Origin of the sequence: Mycobacterium sp. (assembly GCF_049683355.1) — a bacterium.
In the GTDB taxonomy this organism is placed as follows: domain Bacteria; phylum Actinomycetota; class Actinomycetes; order Mycobacteriales; family Mycobacteriaceae; genus Mycobacterium.
Window position 1 is genome coordinate 18936 of sequence record NZ_JBAUJB010000176.1, and the last position, 23039, is coordinate 41974.

The 23039-nt window shown below is 67.9% G+C and carries 22 protein-coding genes and 2 pseudogenes; 16 read left to right on the forward strand and 8 right to left on the reverse strand.

Annotated features, from left to right (window positions below; all coding sequences use genetic code 11):
- Positions 1-97 precede the first annotated feature (97 nt).
- Together WA944_RS10665 and WA944_RS10670 are read left to right on the forward strand one after the other, a co-directional pair.
- Positions 98-1708 (forward strand): AMP-binding protein, encoded by a 1611-nt coding sequence (locus WA944_RS10665; RefSeq protein WP_526373477.1) that lies wholly within the window; start codon positions 98-100, stop codon positions 1706-1708.
- Complete coding sequence (locus tag WA944_RS10670) at positions 1705-2247, forward strand: hypothetical protein (protein ID WP_526373475.1); 543 nt, start codon at positions 1705-1707, stop codon at positions 2245-2247. Before WA944_RS10665 ends, WA944_RS10670 begins: the two co-directional genes overlap by 4 nt.
- On the opposite strand, the gene WA944_RS10675 is transcribed toward WA944_RS10670, so the two are convergent.
- The 3 genes from WA944_RS10675 to WA944_RS10685 all read right to left on the reverse strand — a co-directional run bounded on the left by WA944_RS10675 (position 2244) and on the right by WA944_RS10685 (position 4505).
- Positions 2244-2828, reverse strand: a complete 585-nt coding sequence (locus WA944_RS10675) for an FMN-binding negative transcriptional regulator (RefSeq protein WP_526373473.1) — start codon at positions 2826-2828, stop codon at positions 2244-2246. The genes WA944_RS10670 and WA944_RS10675 overlap by 4 nt on opposite strands.
- A 121-nt stretch (positions 2829-2949) precedes the next feature.
- Entirely contained in the window at positions 2950-4137 is a 1188-nt protein-coding gene (locus WA944_RS10680; protein WP_526646896.1) for an MFS transporter, read from the reverse strand.
- A 62-nt stretch (positions 4138-4199) separates the two neighbouring features.
- Positions 4200-4505 carry a DUF222 domain-containing protein gene (locus WA944_RS10685; protein WP_526373472.1) on the reverse strand — a complete coding sequence of 102 codons (306 nt, stop codon included), beginning with the start codon at positions 4503-4505 and terminating at the stop codon, positions 4200-4202.
- Between the two features lie 58 nt (positions 4506-4563).
- On the opposite strand from WA944_RS10685, the gene WA944_RS10690 reads away from it, so the two are divergent.
- The 4 genes from WA944_RS10690 (at position 4564) to mmpH (ending at position 8249) form a co-directional block, all read left to right on the forward strand.
- Entirely contained in the window at positions 4564-5019 is a 456-nt protein-coding gene (locus tag WA944_RS10690; RefSeq protein WP_526373470.1) for a PPOX class F420-dependent oxidoreductase, read from the forward strand.
- A 218-nt stretch (positions 5020-5237) separates the two neighbouring features.
- The gene (gene manT / locus WA944_RS10695; protein WP_526373469.1) at positions 5238-6473 is read left to right on the forward strand and encodes an MMP alpha-(1->4)-mannosyltransferase; all 1236 of its coding nucleotides are present in this window, start codon (positions 5238-5240) and stop codon (positions 6471-6473) included.
- The gene (locus WA944_RS10700) at positions 6467-7192 is read left to right on the forward strand and encodes a class I SAM-dependent methyltransferase (protein ID WP_526369073.1); all 726 of its coding nucleotides are present in this window, start codon (positions 6467-6469) and stop codon (positions 7190-7192) included. The genes manT and WA944_RS10700 overlap by 7 nt, the downstream gene beginning before the upstream one ends.
- Positions 7185-8249, forward strand: a complete 1065-nt coding sequence (gene mmpH / locus WA944_RS10705) for an MMP endo-(1,4)-3-O-methyl-alpha-D-mannosidase (RefSeq protein ID WP_526369065.1) — start codon at positions 7185-7187, stop codon at positions 8247-8249. Before WA944_RS10700 ends, mmpH begins: the two co-directional genes overlap by 8 nt.
- On the opposite strand, the gene WA944_RS10710 is transcribed toward mmpH, so the two are convergent.
- The gene (locus WA944_RS10710) at positions 8246-8923 is read right to left on the reverse strand and encodes a class I SAM-dependent methyltransferase (RefSeq protein ID WP_526369067.1); all 678 of its coding nucleotides are present in this window, start codon (positions 8921-8923) and stop codon (positions 8246-8248) included. The genes mmpH and WA944_RS10710 overlap by 4 nt on opposite strands.
- Positions 8924-9006: 83 nt before the next feature.
- Between WA944_RS10710 and WA944_RS10715 the strand changes: the two genes are divergently transcribed.
- Positions 9007-9576 (forward strand): TetR/AcrR family transcriptional regulator, encoded by a 570-nt coding sequence (locus tag WA944_RS10715; protein ID WP_163887015.1) that lies wholly within the window; start codon positions 9007-9009, stop codon positions 9574-9576.
- 24 nt (positions 9577-9600) lie between these two features.
- Positions 9601-10188 (forward strand): cytochrome P450, encoded by a 588-nt coding sequence (locus WA944_RS10720; RefSeq protein ID WP_526369075.1) that lies wholly within the window; start codon positions 9601-9603, stop codon positions 10186-10188.
- Positions 10189-10190: 2 nt separating this feature from the next.
- Here WA944_RS10720 and msrA read toward each other — a convergent pair whose 3' ends face one another.
- Together msrA and msrB are read right to left on the reverse strand one after the other, a co-directional pair.
- Positions 10191-10700, reverse strand: a complete 510-nt coding sequence (gene msrA, locus WA944_RS10725) for a peptide-methionine (S)-S-oxide reductase MsrA (RefSeq protein WP_526369069.1) — start codon at positions 10698-10700, stop codon at positions 10191-10193.
- Positions 10697-11155 (reverse strand): peptide-methionine (R)-S-oxide reductase MsrB, encoded by a 459-nt coding sequence (gene msrB / locus WA944_RS10730; RefSeq protein ID WP_526369071.1) that lies wholly within the window; start codon positions 11153-11155, stop codon positions 10697-10699. The genes msrA and msrB overlap by 4 nt, the downstream gene beginning before the upstream one ends.
- Before the next feature lie 179 nt (positions 11156-11334).
- Between msrB and WA944_RS10735 the strand changes: the two genes are divergently transcribed.
- The 4 genes and pseudogenes from WA944_RS10735 to WA944_RS10750 all read left to right on the forward strand — a co-directional run bounded on the left by WA944_RS10735 (position 11335) and on the right by WA944_RS10750 (position 14662).
- Entirely contained in the window at positions 11335-11658 is a 324-nt protein-coding gene (locus WA944_RS10735; RefSeq protein ID WP_526611120.1) for a hypothetical protein, read from the forward strand.
- A gap of 43 nt (positions 11659-11701) precedes the next feature.
- A pseudogene (locus WA944_RS10740) lies at positions 11702-12207 on the forward strand (nuclear transport factor 2 family protein).
- Positions 12204-13257: pseudogene (locus WA944_RS10745) on the forward strand (NAD-dependent epimerase/dehydratase family protein). Before WA944_RS10740 ends, WA944_RS10745 begins: the two co-directional pseudogenes overlap by 4 nt.
- A gap of 22 nt (positions 13258-13279) precedes the next feature.
- Positions 13280-14662: an NAD(P)/FAD-dependent oxidoreductase gene (locus WA944_RS10750; protein WP_526375886.1), complete on the forward strand. Its 1383-nt coding sequence runs from the start codon at positions 13280-13282 to the stop codon at positions 14660-14662.
- 10 nt (positions 14663-14672) lie between these two features.
- On the opposite strand, the gene WA944_RS10755 is transcribed toward WA944_RS10750, so the two are convergent.
- Complete coding sequence (locus WA944_RS10755) at positions 14673-15143, reverse strand: SRPBCC family protein (RefSeq protein ID WP_526375888.1); 471 nt, start codon at positions 15141-15143, stop codon at positions 14673-14675.
- A gap of 44 nt (positions 15144-15187) precedes the next feature.
- Here WA944_RS10755 and WA944_RS10760 point away from each other — a divergent pair, with 44 nt between their 5' ends.
- The 3 genes from WA944_RS10760 to WA944_RS10770 all read left to right on the forward strand — a co-directional run bounded on the left by WA944_RS10760 (position 15188) and on the right by WA944_RS10770 (position 17100).
- A complete protein-coding gene (locus WA944_RS10760; protein WP_526375890.1) occupies positions 15188-15562 on the forward strand; it encodes a DUF427 domain-containing protein in 375 nt (124 codons plus the stop codon).
- Between the two features lie 9 nt (positions 15563-15571).
- A complete protein-coding gene (locus WA944_RS10765) occupies positions 15572-16486 on the forward strand; it encodes a DNA-3-methyladenine glycosylase family protein (RefSeq protein WP_526611122.1) in 915 nt (304 codons plus the stop codon).
- Between the two features lie 71 nt (positions 16487-16557).
- Entirely contained in the window at positions 16558-17100 is a 543-nt protein-coding gene (locus WA944_RS10770) for a Dps family protein (RefSeq protein ID WP_526646892.1), read from the forward strand.
- Between the two features lie 22 nt (positions 17101-17122).
- On the opposite strand, the gene WA944_RS10775 is transcribed toward WA944_RS10770, so the two are convergent.
- Positions 17123-17923 carry a PaaI family thioesterase gene (locus tag WA944_RS10775; RefSeq protein ID WP_526375771.1) on the reverse strand — a complete coding sequence of 267 codons (801 nt, stop codon included), beginning with the start codon at positions 17921-17923 and terminating at the stop codon, positions 17123-17125.
- 643 nt (positions 17924-18566) lie between these two features.
- Here WA944_RS10775 and gltB point away from each other — a divergent pair.
- Positions 18567-23039 (forward strand): glutamate synthase large subunit (gene gltB, locus WA944_RS10780; protein ID WP_526646894.1); only part of this gene is annotated, 4473 nt, incomplete at its 3' end.

Below are 23039 nucleotides of genomic sequence, written 5' to 3' on the forward strand. Positions count from 1 at the left end.
GCGAACAAGACATTGTGACCAACCCCACTTTCATCCGGCCTACGCTGGGTCCAGTACCCAGCCCGAGTGAGAAATCCACGGTGGAGGGAAGCAGCCGATGTTGTCGCACTCGTCCGGAGTCGCCGAGCCACCCCTGCTGGATGACACGATCAGCGACAACCTGGCGCGGACGGCCGCGCGGTTCGGTGACCGCGACGCGCTGATCGAGTGCGCCACCGGCCGCCGGTGGACCTACTCGCAGTTCCACGAGGCCACCCGGCGGATCGCGACCGGGTTGCTGGCGCGCGGCATCGGCCCGGGTGATCGCGTCGGCATCTGGTCGCCCAATACCGCGGAGTGGACGATGATCCAGTACGCCACCGCGCAACTCGGCGCCATCCTCGTCACCATCAATCCGGCGTACCGGACCGAGGAACTGGAGTACGTGCTCAACCAGTCGTCGATCGTGATGGTGCTGTCGGCGACATCGTTCAAGACGTCGGATTACGTCGCGATGCTCGACACGGTGCGCGGTCGCTGCCCGCACCTCGAGGACGTCATCACCGTCGGATCACCGGAGTGGTCCGCGATTGCCGGGACCGACGTCGACAGCGACGCGCTGGACGGCGTGCAGGCCGGGCTGTGTTCGTCGGATCCGATCAACATCCAGTACACCTCGGGCACCACCGGCTTTCCCAAAGGCGCGACGCTGACGCATACCAACATCCTCAACAACGGCTACCTGGTCGGCGAGGGCCTCGGGTACACCGAGGCCGACCGGGTCGCCATCCCGGTGCCGTTCTACCACTGCTTCGGAATGGTGATGGGAAACCTGGCGTGTACCTCTCATGGCGCCGCGATGGTGATACCAGCCCCGGGTTTCGATCCGCAGGCGAGCCTGGAAGCCGTTGCCGCGCACCGATGTACGTCGCTGTACGGCGTCCCGACGATGTTCATCGCCGAGCTTTCGCTGCCGGAATTCGACCGGTTCGACCTCTCCAGCCTGCGGACCGGGATCATGGCGGGTTCGCCGTGTCCGGAGCACGTGATGCGCAACGTCATCAACCGGATGCACATGAGCGAGGTGGCGATCTGCTACGGCATGACCGAGACCTCGCCGGTGTCCACCCAGACGCTGCCGACGGACTCGCTGGAGCGTCGGGTCGGCACCGTCGGCAGGGTCGGCCCGCATCTGGAGATCCAGATCGTCGACGAAGCCGGCGCCCAGGTGCCCCGGGGTACCCCGGGCGAACTGTGCACCCGGGGCTACAGCGTGATGGCCGGCTACTGGAACGATCCCGCCAAGACCGCGGAGGTCATCGATTCCGACGGATGGATGCACACCGGTGACATCGCGGTGATGGACGACGAGGGCTACCTCAGCGTGACCGGCCGGATCAAGGACATGGTGATCCGGGGCGGGGAGAACATCTACCCCCGGGAGGTCGAGGAGTTCCTGTACACCCATCCCGACATCGTCGACGCCCAGGTCGTGGGAGTGCCCGACGAGAAGTACGGCGAAGAACTGATGGCCTGGATCCGGGTGGTCGAGGGAGCGCAGCCGCCCAGCGCCGAGAGCCTGAGGGCCTTCTGCGCCGGGCAGATCGCCCACCAGAAGATCCCGCGCTACGTGCAGGTCGTCGACGAGTTCCCGATGACCGTGACCGGCAAGGTGCGCAAGGTCGATCTGCGGGCCCGCGGAGAGGAACTGCTCGGCGGTTCCGGGTGAGGATCGCCGCGCTGCGGTTGCGGCAGCGCGACGGCAGGACGTGCGGGCCCACCGTGGCCGTCGTCGCCGGGGCACTGCTGGACCCCGCGTACCGCTCACAGCTGTCAGGCGCCGGGTTTGACCGAGCGTGGTTCGCGCAGGAACAGCTGCGGGTGCACGCCCTGGTCAACCGGGTGTGGCCGCGGGCGCTGGGGACCACGCCCATGGCGATGGCGCGGGCACTGACGTGCTGCTCCCGCGGTCGCGGAGTGCGTTACGGATGGCGGCTGTGGTGGGGCAGGCGCGACCGATTGGCCGACGTCCTCGACGCGGTCCGGTCCGACTTGCCGGTGCCGATGCTGGTCGGTCGATGGATCCCGCGGCACTGGGTGTTGGTCGTCGAGGCCACCGCCGGGGTGTTGCGCTGCTACGAACCGTCCTCGGGTGAGGTGCGCCCGGTAGGTCTCGACGCGCTGCGGCGAGCACACCTCGAGGACCTGGGCTATCCGAGACCCTTCGCCTTCGTGCTTCCCAAATCTGAGACTCGTTCTGCCACTTAGTGATCCGCAGAACTGGCGGAACCCTTCAGGCCGGCGACGACGCCTGCGCGGTTGCGTTCGGGTTGATTCTGCGACATCTTGAGCTTGCCTTCGACCGACGTGATCGTCAGCTCGACCCCGACGATGCCCCGGAGTTGACTGCGGAAGTAGGTCTCGGGGGCATCGGTGATCTGCCAGGGTTCGGCGCGGCCCTGTTCATGGCGGTCGGTCAGCCGGGTCACCAGGTCGCGTAGCCACGCCGGGTCGTCATGCGCGACCAGCCGACCGTGGACTGCGAGGAGTGAGTAGTTCCACGTCGGCACCACCTTGCCGGTCTCCTGCTTGGTCGCGTAGAAGCTGGGCGAGACATATGCCTGCGGACCCGAGAAGATGGCGACCGAGTCGGCTCCCACTGCCTGCCAGTGCGGGTTGGCGCGCGCGACGTGCCCGATCAGCGAGTGCCAGCCGCGGTCGTAGAGCAGCGGCAACGGGGTGACCAGCATCCCGTCGCCCGTGTGGGTGACGAGATGGGCGAAGCCTGCCCGGGCCAGCGCCGCACGGGCGTCCGCCTCCGGCGACGCGAACTTCGGCGGGATGTACATGGTCACCCGAGCGTAGAGCCATCCACGCTGCTCGATTTGTCGGTCCCGTCCGACGCCGACACGTTCACCGTCCAGGTGGGTGGCGCCTTGAGGCTGGCCAGCAGCAGGCTGCTCACCCCCATCAGGGATCATGGTGAGGATCAGGAAGTTCGAATATCCGCCGAAATGATCTGAAGTCGCGCCGGACGCCAACGGGCCGAACGCGGTGCCCAACGACAGCGCCGCGACCAGACCGCCGAAGAGCCCGCCGAAGTTCTTGAGCCCGAAGTGCCGTGAGGCGAGATAGGCGATGACATCGACCTCGGCGCCGAGGGTGAGACCGAACAGCGGCGCGGCGACGGTCTGACTCACCGGGTTGGCACCGTCGAACAGCAGCAGGGCGGCGCCCACGATGGGCACCAGATAGGCGCAAGCGCCGACGACCCGGCCCGAGAACCGGTCCAAGAGCACACCGATGCCCAACCGACCGACGATCGAGAAGACGCCCACCAGCGAGGCGGCGCCGGCAGCCCCCAGCGGGTCGGCACCCGCATCCCGCAGGATCGGCACGAGGTGCACCACCACACCCAGTGTGGTGAAGGCGAACAGGCCGGCCGCTGTCAGCAGCTTGTAGAACGTCGCCGGGCGCAGGCCCTCGCCCAGCGTCAGCCCGGGCAGGTCGGCCGCCGCGGGTGCGGGGGTCGCTCGCCGCGGGCGGGCGCCCGAGTCTTGTCATCCTGCGCGCCGCGGAAGAACAGCCACACGACGGTGGCGACCAGCAGCCCCCACAGCACACCGAGGCCGAGGAACGCTCCGCGCCAACCCCATTCGCCGATGAAACGGTGGCCAACGGGGGGAACACCGCTGCTGCCAGCGATCCCCCGGAGAGTGTCACGGCCAGCGCCAAGCCGCGGGATGTCTCGAAACGACTGGCCACCGCAGAGGTCCAGACGGTGGTCTGCACCCAGAACGAGGCGAACGCCAGGACCCCCCACAGCAGCAGCCAGTTGGTCATCGACCCGGTCGCGCTGCCCAGGAGTGCGAACGCTGCGGCCATGAGCGTCACGCCGACCAGGCCGACCCGCCGAGGACCCAACCGGTCGACCGTCAGTCCGATCGGCAACGCGGCGACGGCGGCAGCGATGCCGACGATCGTCAGTCCCACCGAAGCCTCGGCACGGCTCCAGCCGAACTCGTTCTGCAGCGGTTCCATGAACACACCGAGGCAGTAGACGTGGATGACGCCCATCGAATAGCCCAGACCGGCGGCGAACGGCACCTTGCCGTAGCACCGGCATTCGACAACGCCCGCGCTGTCGAACCCGGCCATCTTGCTCCCTTGACAGTGGTGAGCGAGATTGTAAAGACAGTTCCCACGATTCGGCAGGGTTGTCAGGCTGACTTCGGTTCAGACGCTTCGTCGATGCGGCGCTGCGCCTCCCCGACAGAGATCCGTAGCCGGCGGGCCAGCACCTCGGCCCACGGAGCCCCGGCGAACTCGACCGGCGTCGGGCCGACCACCATCGCCCCGAGCAGTCGGCGCCGCAGGGCGGCCAGCTTCTTGTCCATCTCCTCCAACCGGATCAGCACAGCGCGCTGATCGGCGGGACGCAGGCCGGCGATCGGCTGGGCGCACAGCACCTGCCAAGCGTCATCCGCGGCGTCGAGGGCAGTCAGTATCTCGTGTTTCGAACTCACGTTCGAAACGATAACGAACGGCCCCGACACATCGATGCACGTCGATACAGTTGGGAACATGGCCAGGAAGTTCGCCACCGCCGACGAGGTCACGCTGTCCGAACTGCTGGACTTCATCAGACCCAGGCACCGGATGGTGCTAACGACGTTCCGGGCTGGGGAATCGTTGCAGAGTTCGCCGGTGACCGGTGGTGTGGACGCCCAGGGGCGCATCGTTGTCGCGTCCTATCCGCAGCGGGCGAAGGCGGCCAACATCCGGCGCCGTCCCCGCGCCAGCGTCGTGGTGCTGTCCGACGAATTCGACGGGCCCTACGTCCAGGTCGACGGTCGCGCCGAGGTGGTCGATGTCCCAGAGGCCGTGGAAGGGCTGGTCGAGTACTTCCGGTCGGTGGCGGGCGAGCACCCGGACTGGGAGGAGTACCGCCAGGCCATGATCGATCAACACAAGTGCCTGATCAGGGTCACCCCGCAGCGATGGGGGCCGGTCGCGACGGGCGGGTTCCCGCCGGGGTAACGGAGGGTCAGCGGGGAGGCGGGACAGGACGCCGGGCGGCGTCTGTGGTAGTCAGAGCTAGCGGTCGCGTTGCGTCAGCTAGCACGTCAAACTATAGTCTGGACACATGTCCAGGAGGGTTGGGGTTTCTTGCTGCATACGATTCGGCCAGCTCAGCGCGGCTATAGCACCTCGACCGTCAGTGCGCGTGCGCGCCGTGCAGGGCATGTGAGCTGAGCATGCGCATTGCCTTACTGTCCTACCGGAGCAAGACCCACTGTGGCGGCCAGGGCGTCTACGTCCGGCATCTGAGCCGCGGTTTGGTCGAGCTCGGCCACGACGTCGAAGTCTTCTCCGGCCAGCCCTACCCCGAGATTCTCGATCCGCGGGTGCGTCTGACCAAGGTGCCCAGCCTCGACCTCTACCGGGAGCCGGACCCGTTCCGCGTGCCGATGCCCAACGAGATCAAGACCCGGATCGACCTGCGGGAGTTGCTCACCACCTGGACCGCCGGATTCCCGGAGCCCAAGACGTTCAGCCTGCGGGCCGCCAGACTGCTGGCCGAGCGTCTCGACGACTTCGACGTCGTGCATGACAACCAGTGCCTGGGCACCGGTCTGTTGCAGATCGCGGCATCGGGGCTTCCCGTGGTCGCCACGGTCCACCACCCCATCACCCGGGACCGGGTGCTCGACGTCGCCGCGGCGAAATGGTGGCGCAAACCGCTGGTGCGCCGGTGGTACGGCTTCGCCGAGATGCAGAAGACCGTGGCCCGTCAGATTCCCGAACTGCTCACCGTGTCGACGACCTCGGCCGCTGACATCGCCGAGGACTTCGCAGTCGACGCAGACCAGCTGCACGTCGTGCCGCTGGGTGTGGACACCGAGTTGTTCAAGCCGGCGCAGGAGCGGGTCCGTAACCGCATCATCGCGATCGCCAGCGCCGATGTGCCGCTCAAGGGGGTCAGCCACCTGCTGCATGCCGTCGCGCGGCTGCGCATCGAGCGGGACCTCGAACTCCAGCTCGTGGCGAAGCTGGAGCCCAACGGCCCCACCGAGAAACTCATCGCCGAACTGGGCATCTCCGACATCGTGCACAGCTCGAGCGGCCTCAGCGATTCCGAGTTGGCGAGCTTGTTGGCCTCCGCCGAAGTCGCTTGCATCCCTTCGCTCTACGAAGGTTTTTCGCTTCCGGCAGTGGAGGCGATGGCCAGCGGCACCCCGATCGTCGCCAGCCGGGCCGGCGCCCTGCCCGAGGTGGTCGGCTCCGACGGCGAGTGCGCCCGGCTGGTCAGGCCGGCCGACGTCGACGAACTGACCAACGTGCTCGGTGAGCTGCTGGACTCGCCGTTGGAGCTACGCAGGCTCGGTGACAACGGGCGACGCCGCGCGCTCGAGGTCTTCAGCTGGGAATCTGTTGCTGCGCAGACCGTCGCGGTCTACGAGCGGGCATGCGAAAGGGTGACGACGTGCTGACCGTGGACTTCGACCGTCTGGGGGTCGGCGCCGGAACCAAGGTGATCGATGTCGGTTGCGGCGCGGGCCGCCACACCTTCGAGGCGTTCCGCCGCGGTGCCGATGTGATCGGATTCGACCAGAGCGCCTCCGATCTCAACGACGTCGACGAGATCCTGCAGGCGATGAGGGAACAGGGTGAGGCACCGGCTTCGGCGAAGGGTGAGGCGGTCAAGGGTGACGCGCTCGAGCTTCCGTACGACGACGGTACTTTCGACTGCGTCATCGCCTCGGAGATACTCGAACACGTCCCCAACGATGATCAGGCGATCGCGCAACTCGTGCGCGTCCTTCGGCCCGGCGGCTCCCTGGCGATCACGGTGCCTCGTTATCTGCCGGAACGAATCTGCTGGGCATTGTCGGATTCCTACCACGCCAACGAGGGCGGGCACATCCGCATCTACCGGGCTGATGAACTGCGCGACAAGGTCCTTGCGCACGGTCTGCGGCTGACCCGCACTCATCACGCCCACGCTCTGCATGCGCCGTACTGGTGGCTCAAGTGTCTGGTGGGCACCGAGAAGACCGGCAATCCGGTCGTCGGCGCCTATCACAAGCTGCTGGTGTGGGACATGATGAGCCAACCCTGGCTGACCCGTGCCGCCGAATCGGCCCTGAACCCGCTGATCGGAAAGAGTGTCGCGCTCTACTTCCGTAAACCCGACGCAGTCGATGCCTGAGATCGCGGGCGTAGCAGGCGTTTTCACGCCTGAGCAGTGCCGGCAGACCGCCGAGTCGATAGCCGCGACGCAGGAGTCGAGCGGGGCCATCCCGTGGTCGGTCGGCGGCCACACCGACCCGTGGGACCACGTCGAGAACGCGATGGCGCTGACGGTGGCGGGCCTGCTCGAACCGGCCCGCGCAGCTTTCGAATGGTCGCGCCGGACGCAGCGGCCCGACGGCAGCTGGCCCATCCAACTCCGAGACGGTGTCGTCGAGGATCCCAACAGCGACAGCAACTTCTGTGCCTACATCGCGACCGGGGTCTGGCACCACGTGCTGGTCACCGATGACCGGCGGTTCGCCGAGGCCATGTGGCCGGTGGTGGCCAAAGCCATCGACTTCGTCCTCGAACTCCAATTCAGTACCGGTGAGATCGCCTGGGGCCGAGGCCCTTCCGGCGCTACCGAGGAGGCTCTGCTGACCGGTTGCGCCAGCATCCACCACAGTATTCGGTGTGCGTTGGCGCTGGCCGATTACCTGCGTGCCCCGCAGCCGGAATGGGAGGTCGCGGTCGGCCGCCTCGGTCATGCGATCGCCGAGCATCCCGCAGGGTTCGTTGCCAAGGACCGCTGGTCGATGGAGTGGTACTACCCGGTGCTCGGCGGGGCACTGCGCGGGGCGCGGGCACTCGCCCGCATCAACGAGCGCTGGGACGATTTTGTCGTGCCGGGCCTCGGGATCCGCTGTGTCGACGACCGTCCGTGGGTCACTGGCGCCGAGACCTGTGAGCTGGTGCTGGCGTTGGAGGCGATCGGCGAACGGGCGCGGGCGCACGAACAGTTCGCGGCCATGCATCACCTCCGCGAGGGGGACGGGTCCTACTGGACCGGACTGGTCTACGCCGACGGCAAGCGCTGGCCGGTGGAGCGCACCACTTGGACTGGGGCAGCGGTCATCCTCGCCGCCGACGCGCTGTCGTCGACCACACCCGGCAGCGGTATCTTCCGCGCCACGGATCTGCCGACCGGCCTCGAGGGCGAATACGACTGCGAGTGCGCGACCAGCGAACGCTAACCCTCGCCGAGGGCGCCCGCCGCCCCGGACACCCGCTCGAGCACCCGCATCGAACCCATCGCCCGGACCTCCCGGAAATCCCCGGTGTCCAGGGCGCGGCGGTAGATGTGAAACGGCGCCTGGCCCCCTTGCGCCGGATCGGGGAAGACGTCGTGGATGACCAGCGCCCCGCCCGCGTCGACCCAGCGGGCCCAGCCATCGAAGTCGCGGCGCGCCGCCTCCTCGGTGTGGCCACCGTCGATGAACAACAGCCGCAACGGAGTTCGCCAGCCCCGGGCCACCACAGGCGACCGTCCGACGATCGCGACGATGTGCTCGTAGAGTTCGGCGGCGTCGAGGGTGTGGCGCAGTGTCGGCAGTGTGTCGAACAGCCCGGTGACCGGGTCGACCATCGTCGTGTCGTGGTACTCCCAGCCGGGCTGGTGTTCTTCCGACCCGTGGTGGTGGTCGACGGTGTACACCAGCCCGCCGGTCTGCTTGGCGGCAGCGCCGAGCAGCACCGTCGACCTGCCGCAGTACGTACCGATCTCGACACCGATGCCGTCCCCTAGGTAGGCCACGGCGGTGTCGTAGAGCGCGCGGCCCTCGTCGGCGGGCATGAAGCCGGTGACCCGGTCGGCCAGGTCGAACAGGGCGGCGGCGTCGGCTGGGAGCGCGGTGTCGGAGTGGTTCATCGGTGTCAACCTATCCGCTGCCGGCACCGGGAGCGGACCCGGTGCCTGGCAAGGGCGAAGTAGTTGTAGTAGCGTCCGGACATGTGTCCGATCCGGCTCTGGAGTCGACTCGGCGCCGACTGACGGCCAGGCAGGCCGACACCGTGGACCGGTTGGGCCGCGCGGCAGTCGAACTACTCAGTCGCGAGGGGTTCGCCGGGTTGACCGTGCGGCGGGTGGCCGCCGAGGCCGGTGTGGGGGCCGCAACCGCATACACCTACTTCTCGTCCAAAGAGCATCTGGTGGCCGAGGTCTTCTGGCGTCGGCTTGCGAGTTCACCGTGCACCGAACGCCAGGGCGGCGATCGTGCCGCCAAGGTGATCGACGTCCTCGGCCACATCTCGATGCTGGTGGCCGACGAACCGGAGTTCGCCGGTGCGGTGACGACTGCGCTGCTCGGCAAGGACCCCGACGTCGAGGTCCTGCGGCTGCGAATCGGGCGTGACATCCGCGACCGGCTGACCGCGGCGCTGGGTCCCGACACCGATCCCGACGTCATCGACTCCCTGGAGATGCTCTACTCCGGCGCCCTGGTGCGGGCGGGCATGGGGTACGCGTCCTATCAGGAGATCGCCCGCAGGCTGGAGAAGTCGGCGCGCCTGATGCTGGGCTGACGTCCGGCTCAGGGTGTTCCGAGCATCGCCGATGCGGCGGCAACCGCGGGTGCGGCGACGCTGCTGGCCGCCGGCCACGAAACCACCGCTGCCACACTGGGTTGGGCGTTCGAACGGATCAGCCGGCACCCGGCCGTGCTGGCCCGGTTGGCTGCCGAGGCCGACACCGACGGCAACGAGTACCGGCAGGCCACCATCCTGGAGATCCAGCGGTCACGCACCGTCATCGACTTCGCCGGCAGGCACGTCTACGCCCCGACCTTCCAGCTCGGGGAATGGGTGATCCCGCAGGGGTATTCGATCGTCGTCGCGATCGACCGGGTGCACCATCGCACGCAGGAGTTCGCCGACCCCGAGCGGTTCGACCCGCAGCGCTTCGTCGGCCAGCGGCCGAACACCTTCTCCCACATCCCGTTCGGAGGCGGCACCCGGCGCTGCGTCGGCGCGGCATTCGCCAACGTGGAGATGGACGTAGTACTACGAACGGTGTTGCGACACTTCACCATCGAGACCACCGCCGCCCCGGGAGAGAAGGCGCACTCGCGTGGAGTGGCCTACACACCCAAGGACGGTGGCCGCGTCGTGATGCACCGCCGCACCCGGCGCGACTAGTTTCAGACCTCAGCGCGTTTCGGCAGCTTCCAACCCGGGCGCGGGAAGTGGCACGTGTAGCCGCTGGGGTAACGCTCCAGGTAGTCCTGGTGCTCGGGCTCGGCCTCCCAGAAATCCGGCGCCGGGCTCACCGCTGTGACCACCTTGCCGGGCCACAGACCCGAGGCGTCCACATCGGCGATGGTGTCCTGCGCAACCTGGCGCTGTTCGTCGTCGACGTAGAAGATCTCGGAGCGGTAGCTGGTTCCGACATCGTTGCCCTGGCGATCCCTGGTGGTCGGATCGTGGATCTGGAAGAAGAACTCCAGCAGCGCCCGGTAGTCGGTCTGCTCCGGGTCGTAGACGATCTGGATGGCCTCGGCATGACCGGGGTGATTGCGGTAGGTCGGGTTGTCGTTCTTGCCGCCCGTGTAACCCACCCGGGTCGACACCACACCAGGCTGCTTGCGGATCAGGTCCTGCATCCCCCAGAAACAGCCGCCGGCCAGCACGGCCCGCTTGTGATCGCTCATCGCGCATCCTCCTTCGAAAAAAGTCCCTTGTACTCTGCATACCCCTGTGCGTCGAGGTCGTCGAGGTGGACGAAGCGCAGGGCGGCCGAGTTGATGCAGTAGCGCAGACCCCCCTCGGCGCGCGGACCGTCAGAGAAGACGTGTCCGAGGTGGCTGTCGCCGTGCGCCGAGCGCACCTCGGTGCGGGGCAGCAAGAGTTTGAAGTCACGCTTCTCCACCACGTTGGCACGCTGGATCGGCCGGGTGAAGCTCGGCCACCCCGACCCGCTCTCGAACTTGTCCGTCGACGCGAACAGCGGTTCACCCGACACCACGTCGACATAGATTCCCGGCTCGTGGTTGTCCCAGTACTCGCCGGTGAAGGGCCGCTCGGTGCCGTTGCGCTGAGTGACGCGGTACTGCTCGGGGGACAGCGCCTCGACGGCGGCGGGGTTCTTGTTGTATTGCTGCGTCATAGTGCACATATAACCCGCTGTGCTGCGGTTTTAATCCGCGACAGTCCCGGACGTCGGTACGCTCGGGGCATGCGTGTGCCGGCAGCGTTGGTGGTGGCCTGCGCCGTGCTCGCAGCCACGGTCGGCGGCTTCGCGTCCCCGGCGGCCGGGCAGCCGCCCCCGGTCCGCCGCCGGTCCCGGTGCCCGAGACCTCGCCGGACACCCCCGCCCTGATGTTCGTCGACGAGCCGTCGATCCTCGACGTGCGCCCGATGTCGCCGCAGGCATGGAGCCGTACCGCTGACGAACGCGTCGTGAGGCTGCACTTCACCAGCGGCATCCCGGAGTGCTATGGGGTGACCGCGGAGGTCCGTGAGACGGACGACGATGTGGTCGTCGGCCTGCGCACCGGGACGATGCCGCAGGCGGCGGGCCGGGCCTGCATTGCGATCGCGGTGTCCGGCGGGTTGGATGTGCCGCTGCAGCAGCCACTCGGTGCCCGTCGGGTGCTGAGCGCCGCCTGACACCGCCTCGACAACCGACAGTAGAACGTGTTCTATTTCTGATGTGACGGGCAACACTTTCACCCGAGAAGAGCTCACCGAAGCGTTCGCGGGTTTCGAGCAGACGGTCGACCGCGCGGCGCGCACCCGGGACTGGGATCCATGGGGTGACCAGTACACCGACGACGTTCTCTACATCGAACACGCAGCGGGCACCATGCACGGCCGAGACGAGGTGCGGCCCTGGATCTGGAACACCATGGAGACCTTCCCGGGCAGCTACATGACGTCGTTCCCGTCGCGGTGGAAGGTTACGACGAGACGACCGGGCGCGTCATCTGCGAACTCGACAACCCGATGCGAGACCCGGGCGACGGCACCATCGTCAGCGCCACCAACATCTCCATCGTCACCTACGCCGGCGACGGCAAATGGTGTCGCCAGGAGGACATCTACAACCCGTTGCGGTTCGTCAAAGCGACGGTGAAGTGGTGCAGGAAGGCCGAGGAACTCGGCACCCTGCCCGACGTCGCGGCCGAGTGGATGGCCCAGTTCGGACCGAGGAAATGACCGGGCTGTCTCCCGGCGCCCCGGTCCTCGTGATCGGCGCCAACGGTTATCTCGGCAGCCACGTGACCCGCCGGCTGGCGGCCGACGGCCGGGATGTCCGGGTGATGGTGCGCGAAGGCGCCAACACGGTCGGTATCGACGATCTGGAGGTGACGCGGTTCGTAGGCGACATCTGGGACGATGCCGTGCTGCGCAAAGCGATGACCGGTTGTGATGTCGTCTACTACTGCGTCGTCGAGACCCGCGGCTGGCTGCGTGACCTCGCACCGCTGTTCCACACCAACGTCGAGGGCACCCGCAACGTCCTCGACATCGCCGTGGAACCCGTCGTCGCGGAAGGTCTCCGCAAGTTCGTGTTCACCAGCAGCTACGTCACCGTCGGGCGGCGGCGCGGGCACGTCGCCACGGAGGCCGACACGATCTCCGAGGCTGCCGGCGCCGGCCTGACGCCCTACGTCCGATCCCGGGTGCAGGCCGAGAACCTGGTGCTGGACTACGCCCGCGACCGCGGTCTGTCCGCGGTGGCGATGTGTGTGTCCACGACCTACGGCGGCGCGGACTGGGGCCGCACCCCGCACGGCGCGATCATTGCCGGCGCTGCCTTCGGGAAGTTGCCGTTCGTGATGAGCGGAATCGAACTCGAGGCCGTCGGTGTCGACGACGCTGCGCAGGCGATGCTGCTCGCCGCGGAGAAGGGACGCGTCGGCGAACGCTATCTGATCCCGGAGAAGATGATCTCCAATGCCGAGGTGGTGCGGATCGTCGCCGACGCTGCCGGCGTCGCCGCGCCGACGAGGACGATGCCGCTAACTAACGCTGTCCTACGCGATGGCGGCTGTCGGCAGCGCAAAGGCCCGGTTGACGGGTACCGACGAACGGCTGTCGCTGGGCTCGCTGCGCTTGATGCGTGCCGAGGCGCCGGTGGACTGCGGCAAGGCCAAACGCGAACTGGGTTGGCAGCCAAGGCCCGTGGAGGAGTCGATCCGAGAGGCCGCGAAGTTCTGGGTCGGTCTGCGCGAGGCCAAACGCGCCGGTAGGTCCGCGCGCTGACGGTCAGTGACAGAATCTGTCGGTGTCCACCCACGCCCCGGTCAACGGCCACGTGTCGCACTGGTTCGACGGTCCGCCGCGGGCCCGCGCGGCACTGCCCGGCAGCCGGGACGCCGATGTCTGCATAGTCGGCGCCGGGTACACCGGCCTGTGGACCGCCTACTACCTCAAACGCGCCGACCCCTCGCTGCGCATCGTGGTGCTTGAAGCCCGCTTCGCCGGTTTCGGTGCGTCCGGGCGCAACGGGGGCTGGCTGTCGGGCCTGGTTCCCGGCGACCGCGAGCGGATGGCCCGGCAGTACGGACATGATCGCGTGGTGGCGTGGCAACGGGCGCTCAACGACACCGTCGACGAGGTGATCGATGTCGCCGCGCGCGAGAACATCGACGCGGGCATCGTCAAGGGCGGCACCCTCGAGGTCGCCCGCAACCGGGCCCAGGCGTCGCGCCTGGCCGCGGCCATCGACGCCGAACGGCATTGGCAGGTCGACGGAATCAAGCCGCTCACCGCAGACGAGGCGCGCAGCCACATCCGGATCGACCGCGTCGTCGCGGCTTATCTCAACCCGCACTGCGCGCGCATCCAGCCCGCCTGGCTGGTCCGCGGGCTGGCCGAGACCGTCGAACGACTCGGCGTGGACATCTACGAGCGCAGCCCTGTCACCGAGATCGGCCCCGGCCGCGCCACCACCGGCCGCGGCGTCGTCGCCGCCCCGGTGATGTTGCGCGCCACCGAGGGCTTCACGGCGTCCCTGCCCGGTCTGAAGCGGCGCTGGTTGCCGATGAACAGCTCGATGATCGCCACGGATCCGATCCCCGCGCAGCTGTGGGAGACGATCGGCTGGGAGGGAAGGCAGACCCTGGGCGACACCGCGCACGGCTTCTTCTACGCCCAGCGAACCGTCGACGACCGGATCGCGATCGGCGGACGCAGTGTTCCGTACCGGTTCGGATCCAGGATCGACCGCGACGGGCGGGTGCCCGAACGCACCATCACGCACCTGCGCGCCACCCTGCACGCCCTGCTGCCGCAGGTTGCCGACGTGCCGATCGCCCACGCCTGGTGCGGCGTGCTCGCTGTGCCGCGCGACTGGGAGGCGACCGTCGACTTCGACCGGAGGACCGGACTGGGCTGGGCGGGCGGATACGTCGGCCACGGCGTCACCGCCACCAATCTCGCCGCGCGCACGCTCACCGACCTGGTGCTCGACCGCACGACGCCGTTGACCGCACTGCCGTGGGTCGGCCACCGCTCGCGCGGGTGGGAACCCGAGCCGTTGCGGTGGTTGGGCGTGTGCGGCATGTATCTGGCCTACAAGGCCGCTGACTGGCACGAGGCGCGGGACAGGCCACGCACGTCACCGATCGCGGTGGCGGCTGACAAGATCGCGGGTCGCCCGCACTAATCCGGTGCCCCTAGCCGGATTCGGCGCGTTGCTTGAGCCGTTGCAGTGTCAGCCGGATGTGCTCGGTGTTCGCGGCGGTGCGGTCGCTGATGCCGGTCGTCATCGCGGCCGGCTTGAGAATCCAACGGGGGCGGCGGTCCCACGTCGATTCGGTGACCGTGCAGCCTCCCGCTGTCGGCTCGATGTCGTAGCGCCAGTGCGCGATCGGCACGATCCCGGCACTGTGGACGTCGAAGGCGAAGACCCTGCCCGGCTCGGCGGCTGTCACCGTGCACTTCGTGGTCCAGGTGCGGGAACCGTTGCGGTTCTCCCCCGAGAACACCGCGCCGGGGGCGGCACCGGTTCCCTTACGCCACCGCATCGACTCGGCCTCCTCCGCCAGCGACGCCAACGTGGGCAGGTCGGTGAGTAGCGCGTACACCGCTGCGGGATCGGCGGCGATCGTGACCGATCCGTGGGCGTCGGGCGTCGGGGCTGTCATAGCGGGGGATTGGTATCGGCCCGCGTCCGGCGTTGAATCAGAACATGACCGACCGACCAGTACTGCAGCCGTCGAAGACCCACCCCATCACGATCGAACCGACCCGCGACCGCGTCACGGTGCGCGTCGACACAGACCTCGTCGCAGTCACCGACGCCGCCCTGACACTGCAGGAGGGGAGCTATCCGGCCGTGTACTACATCCCGCTCGAGGATGTGGTCGCCGAACTGCTCCCCAGCGACACCACAACGTACTGCCCGTTCAAGGGCGACGCCGGCTACTACCACCTGCGCACCGAAGGCGGCCAGACGGTCGAGGACGCGCTCTGGACCTACCGGGAACCCTTCGCCGCGGTGGCGCCGATCGCAGGCCACGTCGCGTTCTACCCGGACAAGGCGGACGTCACCGTCGGCGCCTAGGCTGGCGAGGTGCCCAGCTGCTCGGCCAGCGTGGTTTTTGCCGGTCCCGCAAGTCCGGGCCTGACGCTGGCCCCACTGCGCCGGGGCAGAGGAGATCCGTGCCACCACGACGCCCCCGACGGCGCCATCTGGCGGACCAGCCTGATGCGGACCGGGCCGGTCACCGCGCGCATCTGCCGGGAAGCGCCGGACACGGTCGACTGCGAGGCCTGGGGTCCGGGCGCCGGTGAGTTCATCGAGACGCTGCCCGCGCTGCTGGGCGCCGACGACGACACGACCGGGTTCCAGCCAGTCGAGCCGACGCTCGCCGCGGCGTGGCGCCGCGTACCGCACCTGCGGCTGGGCCGCACCGGCCGGGTCCTCGAGGCGCTGATGCCCGCGGTGCTCGAACAACGGGTCTACGGCACCGATGCCCGGCGGGCCTGGCGCCGGCTGGTGACCCGATACGGCGCGCCCGCTCCCGGTCCGGCGCCCGAGCATCTGCGGGTGCCCCCGTCCGCGGACGCCTGGCGGCGCATTCCCTCGTGGGAGTTCCACCTCGCCAACGTCGATCCGGCGCGGGCCCGCACCATGGTGGGCTGCGCCCACCGGTCCGAAGCGCTCGAACGGCTGGTCAAGCGCCCGCCCGACAGCGCGCGTGCGGCGATGATGTCGCTGCCGGGCATCGGTGAGTGGACGGCTGCCGAGACGGCGCAGCGGGCGTTCGGTGACGCCGACGCGCTGTCGGTCGGGGACTATCACCTGGCGAAGATGGTGGGCTGGAGCCTGCTGGGACACCCGATCGACGACCCGGCGATGGTCGAGCTGCTCGAACCGGTGCGTCCGCACCGGCACCGGGCGGTGCGGCTGCTCGAAGCCAGCGGCCTCGCGGTGAACCCGCGGTTCGGACCGCGGGCGCCGATCCCGAATCTTGCCGAAATGTGACGTGATCTTGAAGTGGTTATCGCGCCGCGCGCCCGGGTACACCTGGGCGGAGACAAGCGAAGGAGCTATCAATGACGTCATTCACCGTGCCAGGAATGTCCGATAAAGACGGCGCCGAAGTTGCCGAGCTGCTGCAGAAGGCGCTCAGCCGCTACAACGACCTGCACCTGACGCTCAAGCATGTGCACTGGAACGTCGTGGGCCCGAACTTCATCGGCGTGCACGAGATGATCGACCCGCAGGTCGAGCTGGTCCGCGGATACGCCGACGAGGTCGCCGAGCGCATCGCCGCCCTCGGCAATTCGCCGTTGGGTACGCCTGGCGCCATCATCAACGACCGCACCTGGGACGACTATTCGGTCAACCGCGACACCGTGCAGGCTCACCTCGCGGCGGTGAACCTGGTGTACAACGGCGTGGTCGAGGACACCCGTAAGAGCATCGAACGGCTCGGCGAGCTCGACCCGGTGTCCGAGGACATGCTGATCGGCCACGCCGGCGAACTGGAGAAGTTCCAGTGGTTCGTGCGCGCCCATCTGGAGAACTCGGGCGGTCAGCTCGTGACCGTGGGCGCCACCACCGAGAAGTCGGCGGCCAGCAAGGCCAAGAAGTAACAGCGGCGGCGACGTCCGCCGTTCAGCGGTAAGCGGTCAGTCTGGCGAGGATGGCGACCCTGCCGTCCCGCCCGACTGCCTGTGTCTCCGCGACGCCGCTACTGCGACCGACGTGCAGTGGCTTGCCGATGTAGTGCGCCTCGCCGCCGCCGTGAAACGGCCGCAGGAAGTTCACCCGCAGCGAGGCGGTGCGGAATGCGGCGCCGCTGCCGTCGTCGATGGCAGCCGAACCGACCAGTTCCAGGCCCATCGAGGCCACCCCGCCGTGCACGACGCCGACGCTGTTGTTCAGCACCGGGTCCGCACGCTGCATCAAGACCGTTGCGGCACCACCGGTTTCGCCGACGTGCACCGCCATCAACTCGGCCAGCGTGGAGCCGGGAAGCGACCCTGAGGGTTCGTCCGGCCACGCGGCGAGGTCGTCGGGAGCGGTGATGTAGAACGAGCGCACCGTCGCGGTGGCGACCACGTCTGCATCGACGCTCAGCTCACACAGCCCCAGGGCCGCGTGGTCCTTACGGCCGAGCGGTCGGGACACGCCCACCACCGGGACGCCGGGGCGCAACGCGATCACCTCGGCGGCGTCCGGTGACAGCTCCAGGGACAGCTCACTGGACACCGTCCACTGTCGGTGACCCCGGCGGTGGTGGTTGATCACGCCTCCGACGTGGTCCACCAGCATCGCCAGCGGGGCGACCGTCGGCGCGCCGGTGAGAGGGTTGAGCATCCCACCTGCCGGAATGGACGCGGCGCAGCGCTGCGGGCTCTCCTCCAGTGCTTCGATGCCGAAGCGGCCCAGCGGCGTGCTCAGCGGGTAAGGCATCTCCGCAGCCTGACTCAGCCATCCGGTGAGGTATACCCCTGGCGGGTACCTTCGGGCCCTGCGGCCGGTCGGCCCCTCCGGCGATGGGCGCCGCCGGGCCGGGCCGCCTTCTGCGTCCCCCGGCAAACCCGCTGTCGGCCAGCGGATTACACGTCGTCACCGGTGCGGTGGCCCGACCTTCCGGCGCCCCGGGGCGCAGAGGTCCGATCCATAACTATTCTAAGAATCCGGCTAAGCTTTTGTGCAAATACCTCGCTGGATTGTCGCCGCACTACAGGATTGAAAAGTTCTTCCTCAGCAAACAAAATTTGAACCGCTTCACAGGGTGTGATCTATCCCTCACCAGGGCTGCCGGATCGGGGGGATCGTGAAACAGCAACCGCAGCAACAGTATTCGGTGGCGACCAGCGCCGGGGTGGCATGTGTGCCCCCGGCGCCCGGCGAATCTGGTTAGGCTGTACTAAGTTGGCATGTCAGGTGCCCTTTGTCATATCGTTTTCAACACTTGTGGCGAGTGGGAAAAGGGCCGTCGTTCAGTGCTGCACGAAGGCACCTCCACCGCCAGGCCGGCTAACGCTCTCGTCGACGGTTGCCGTTCCGTTCAGCTCCGCGGCGGCGTGTGCAAGGAAAAAGGTAGGTGGGAATGGCGCCCAATAGCAGGGGTGGGACTGGCTCCTCACATCCGCAAGGGCTCTACAACCCCGCGTTCGAGCACGACGCGTGCGGTGTGGCGATGGTGGCCGACATGCACGGTCGCCGCCGCCGCGACATCGTCGACAAGGCCATCACGGCCCTGTTGAACCTCGAACATCGCGGTGCCCAGGGCGCCGAGCCGAACACCGGCGACGGGGCCGGCCTCCTGTTGCAGGTCCCCGACGAGTATTTCCGGGCCGTTTGCAAGAACGAAGGCTTCGAGTTGCCCGAGCCTGGCAGTTATGCCACCGGTATCGCGTTCCTGCCCCAGTCGTCCAAGGACGCCGCGATCGCGTGCGAGTCGGTCGGCAAGATCGCCGAGGCCGAGGGTCTGCAGGTGCTGGGGTGGCGCGATGTGCCCACCGACGATTCGTCGCTCGGTGCGCTCGCCCGTGACGCCATGCCGACCTTTCGGCAGCTGTTCATCGGCGGCGCGGAGGGGATGGAGCTCGAACGCCGCGCCTATGTGGTGCGCAAACGCGCCGAACATGAGCTCGGCACCAAGGGGCCCGGTCAGGACGGGCCCGGCCGCGAAACGGTCTACTTCCCAAGTCTTTCCGGTCAGACGTTCGTCTACAAGGGGATGCTGACGACGCCGCAGCTGCGGGCGTTCTACCTCGACCTGCAGGACGAACGGCTCACCAGCGCGCTGGGGATCGTGCACTCGCGGTTCTCCACCAACACGTTCCCGTCCTGGCCGTTGGCGCACCCGTTCCGCCGGGTCGCCCACAACGGTGAGATCAACACCGTCACCGGCAACGAGAACTGGATGCGGGCCCGGGAAGCCCTGATCAGGACCGACGTCTTCGGCGAAGGCCAGGACCTCGAGCAGATCGTCCCGGTCTGTACGCCCGGCGCGTCGGACACCGCGCGGTTCGACGAGGTGCTCGAGTTGCTGCACCTCGGTGGCCGCAGCCTGCCCCACGCCGTGCTGATGATGATCCCAGAGGCCTGGGAGCGCCACGAATCGATGGACCCGGCCCGCCGGGCGTTCTACCAGTACCACGCCTCGCTGATGGAGCCGTGGGACGGACCGGCGTCGGTCTGCTTCACCGACGGCACGGTCATCGGCGCCGTGCTCGACCGTAACGGTCTGCGACCGTCGCGGATCTGGGTGACCAGCGACGGTCTGGTCGTGATGGCATCGGAGGCCGGTGTCCTCGACCTCGACCCCGCCACCGTCGTCAAGAAGATGCGTCTGCAGCCGGGCCGGATGTTCCTCGTCGACACCGCGCAGGGCCGCATCGTCGCCGACGAGGAGATCAAGGACGAGCTGGCAGCTGAGCATCCCTATCGGGAGTGGCTCGATGCCGGGCTGTTCCACGTCGACGAGCTGCCCGCAGGTGACTACGTGCGGATGCCGCACCACCGGGTGGTGCTGCGCCAGCAGGCCTTCGGCTACACCTACGAAGAGCTCAACCTGCTGGTCGCGCCGATGGCGCGGACGGGCGCCGAAGCGCTGGGATCGATGGGCACCGACACCCCGGTGGCGGTGCTGTCGGCGCGCCCGCGGATGTTCTACGACTATTTCCAGCAGATGTTCGCCCAGGTGACCAACCCGCCCTTGGACGCGATCCGCGAAGAAGTGGTCACCAGCCTGGCGGGCGCGGTCGGTCCCGAAGGCGACCTGCTCAATCCGGGGGCCGATTCGTGCAGGCAGATCGTGTTGCCGCAGCCGATCCTGCGCAATGCCGAACTGTCGAAGCTGATCTGCGTCGACCCGGACCACGAGATCAGGGGTCACAAGCACGGGCTGCGGGCCGCGGTCATCCGCTGTCTGTACCCGGTGAACCGCGGCGGCCAGGGCCTCAAGGAGGCGCTGGACAACGTCCGCGCGAAGGTGTCTGCGGCGATCCGTGACGGTGCCCGGCTGATCGTGCTGTCCGACCGCGAGTCCAACGAACAGCTCGCCCCGATCCCTTCGCTGTTGAGCGTGTCGGCCGTGCACCACCACCTGGTGCGGGAACGCACCCGCACCCAGGTCGGCCTGCTCGTCGAGGCCGGCGACGCCCGCGAGGTGCACCACATGGCGTGCCTCGTCGGATTCGGCGCCGCCGGGATCAACCCGTACATGGCGTTCGAGTCCATCGAGGACATGGTCGACCGCGGTGTGATCACCGGGATCTCCAGTGATCAAGCCAAGGCGAACTACGTCAAGGCGGCGGGCAAGGGCGTGCTGAAGGTGATGTCCAAGATGGGCATCTCCACGCTGGCGTCCTACACCGGCGCCCAGTTGTTCCAGGCGGTTGGCATCAGCCAGCAGGTGCTCGACGAGTACTTCACCGGTCTGTCCTGTTCGGTCGGCGGCATCGAACTGGAAGACATCGCCAACGACGTCGCCGCCCGGCACGCGTTGGCCTACCTGGACCGGCCCGACGAATGGGCGCACCGCGAGCTCGAGGTCGGCGGCGAGTACCAGTGGCGCCGTGAGGGTGAGTACCACCTGTTCAACCCGGACACCGTGTTCAAGCTGCAGCATTCGACGCGTACCGGGCAGTACTCGATCTTCAAGGAGTACACCTCGCTGGTCGACGACCAGAGCGAGCGGATGGCGTCGCTGCGCGGACTGCTCAAGTTCCGCGAGGGAGAACGCCCTGCGGTGCCGATCGAAGAGGTCGAGCCGGCCAGCGAGATCGTCAAGAGGTTCTCCACCGGGGCGATGAGCTACGGCTCGATCTCCGCCGAAGCCCACGAGACCCTCGCCATCGCGATGAACCGCCTCGGCGGCCGCTCCAACTCGGGTGAGGGTGGCGAAGCCGTCTCGCGGTTCGACCGCGACGAGAACGGTGACTGGCGCCGCAGCGCCATCAAGCAGGTGGCGTCGGGCCGGTTCGGCGTGACCAGCCACTACCTGTCCAACTGCACCGACATCCAGATCAAGATGGCCCAGGGCGCGAAACCCGGTGAGGGCGGGCAGCTCCCGGGTCACAAGGTCTACCCGTGGGTGGCCGAGGTGCGCCATTCGACGCCCGGGGTCGGCCTGATCTCGCCGCCACCGCACCACGACATCTACTCGATCGAGGATCTCGCCCAGCTGATCCACGATCTGAAGAACGCGAACCCGCAGGCGCGGGTGCACGTGAAGCTGGTCAGCGAGAACGGGGTCGGAACGGTTGCGGCCGGCGTGTCCAAGGCCCACGCCGACGTCGTGCTGATCTCCGGCCATGACGGCGGCACCGGCGCCACTCCGCTCACGTCGCAGAAGCATGCAGGTGCCCCCTGGGAACTCGGCTTGGCCGAAACGCAGCAGACGTTGCTGCTCAACGGGTTACGTGACCGGATCGTGGTGCAGGTCGACGGCCAGCTCAAGACCGGCCGCGACGTCGTGGTCGCCGCGTTGCTGGGCGCCGAGGAGTTCGGCTTCGCCACCGCACCGCTGGTGGTCGCCGGCTGCATCATGATGCGCGTCTGTCACCTCGACACCTGCCCGGTGGGTGTGGCCACGCAGAACCCGGAGCTGCGTAAGCGGTTCAACGCCAAGCCCGAGTTCGTGGAGAACTTCTTCATGTTCATCGCCGAGGAAGTCCGGGAGCTGATGGCGCAGCTGGGCTTCCGGACCGTCAACGAGATGGTCGGCCAGGTCGGTGCGCTCGACACCATCCAGGCCGCGGAGCACTGGAAGGCCCACAAGCTGGATCTGAGTTCGGTGCTGCACGAACCCGAGTCGGCGTTCATGAACCAGGACCTGTACTGCAGCTCCCGCCAGGACCACGGCCTGGACAAGGCACTCGATCAGCAGTTGATCGCCCAGTGCCGGGAAGCGCTGGATTCGGAGACCCCGGTCCGATTCTCCACGACCATCACCAACGTCAACCGCACCGTCGGCACCATGCTCGGTCACGAGGTGACCAAAGCCTATGGCGGACAGGGCCTTCCGGACGGCACCATCGACATCACCTTCGAGGGCTCGGCGGGTAACAGCTTCGGGGCCTTTGTGCCCCCGGGCATCACGCTGCGGGTCTACGGCGACGCCAACGACTATGTCGGCAAGGGACTGTCCGGCGGCCGGGTTGTGGTCCGACCGCCCGACGGTGCGCCCGAAGACTATGTCGCCGAGGACAACATCATCGCCGGCAACGTGATCCTGTTCGGTGCCACCAGCGGTCAGATGTTCCTGCGGGGCCAGGTGGGTGAACGTTTCGCGGTGCGTAACTCCGGTGCGCACGCCGTCGTCGAAGGCGTCGGTGACCACGGATGCGAGTACATGACCGGCGGCCGGGCCGTGATCCTCGGCCCGACCGGGCGTAACTTCGCGGCGGGCATGTCCGGCGGCATCAGCTTCGTCTACGACCCCGACGATGTGCTGGCAGACAACCTCAATGCCGAGATGGTGGAGCTCGAGTTGCTCGACGAGACGAACCCCGAAGACACCGAATGGCTGCAGGGCATTATCCAGGCTCACGTTGACGCTACCGATTCGGCA

What these genes read in the sequence shown, in the direction of transcription:
- WA944_RS10775 (WP_526375771.1), bottom strand. Translation starts at nt 17,923, where the DNA reads ATGCCTTACCCGCTGAGCACGCCGCTGGGCCGCTTCGGCATCGAAGCA.
- WA944_RS10675 (WP_526373473.1), bottom strand. Translation starts at nt 2,828, where the DNA reads ATGTACATCCCGCCGAAGTTCGCGTCGCCGGAGGCGGACGCCCGTGCG.
- WA944_RS10760 (WP_526375890.1), top strand. Translation starts at nt 15,188, where the DNA reads ATGACCGACCGACCAGTACTGCAGCCGTCGAAGACCCACCCCATCACG.
- WA944_RS10665 (WP_526373477.1), top strand. Translation starts at nt 98, where the DNA reads ATGTTGTCGCACTCGTCCGGAGTCGCCGAGCCACCCCTGCTGGATGAC.
- WA944_RS10755 (WP_526375888.1), bottom strand. Translation starts at nt 15,143, where the DNA reads ATGACAGCCCCGACGCCCGACGCCCACGGATCGGTCACGATCGCCGCC.
- mmpH (WP_526369065.1), top strand. Translation starts at nt 7,185, where the DNA reads ATGCCTGAGATCGCGGGCGTAGCAGGCGTTTTCACGCCTGAGCAGTGC.
- msrA (WP_526369069.1), bottom strand. Translation starts at nt 10,700, where the DNA reads ATGAGCGATCACAAGCGGGCCGTGCTGGCCGGCGGCTGTTTCTGGGGG.
- WA944_RS10710 (WP_526369067.1), bottom strand. Translation starts at nt 8,923, where the DNA reads ATGAACCACTCCGACACCGCGCTCCCAGCCGACGCCGCCGCCCTGTTC.
- WA944_RS10680 (WP_526646896.1), bottom strand. Translation starts at nt 4,137, where the DNA reads ATGGCCGGGTTCGACAGCGCGGGCGTTGTCGAATGCCGGTGCTACGGC.
- msrB (WP_526369071.1), bottom strand. Translation starts at nt 11,155, where the DNA reads ATGACGCAGCAATACAACAAGAACCCCGCCGCCGTCGAGGCGCTGTCC.
- manT (WP_526373469.1), top strand. Translation starts at nt 5,238, where the DNA reads ATGCGCATTGCCTTACTGTCCTACCGGAGCAAGACCCACTGTGGCGGC.
- WA944_RS10770 (WP_526646892.1), top strand. Translation starts at nt 16,558, where the DNA reads ATGACGTCATTCACCGTGCCAGGAATGTCCGATAAAGACGGCGCCGAA.
- WA944_RS10690 (WP_526373470.1), top strand. Translation starts at nt 4,564, where the DNA reads ATGGCCAGGAAGTTCGCCACCGCCGACGAGGTCACGCTGTCCGAACTG.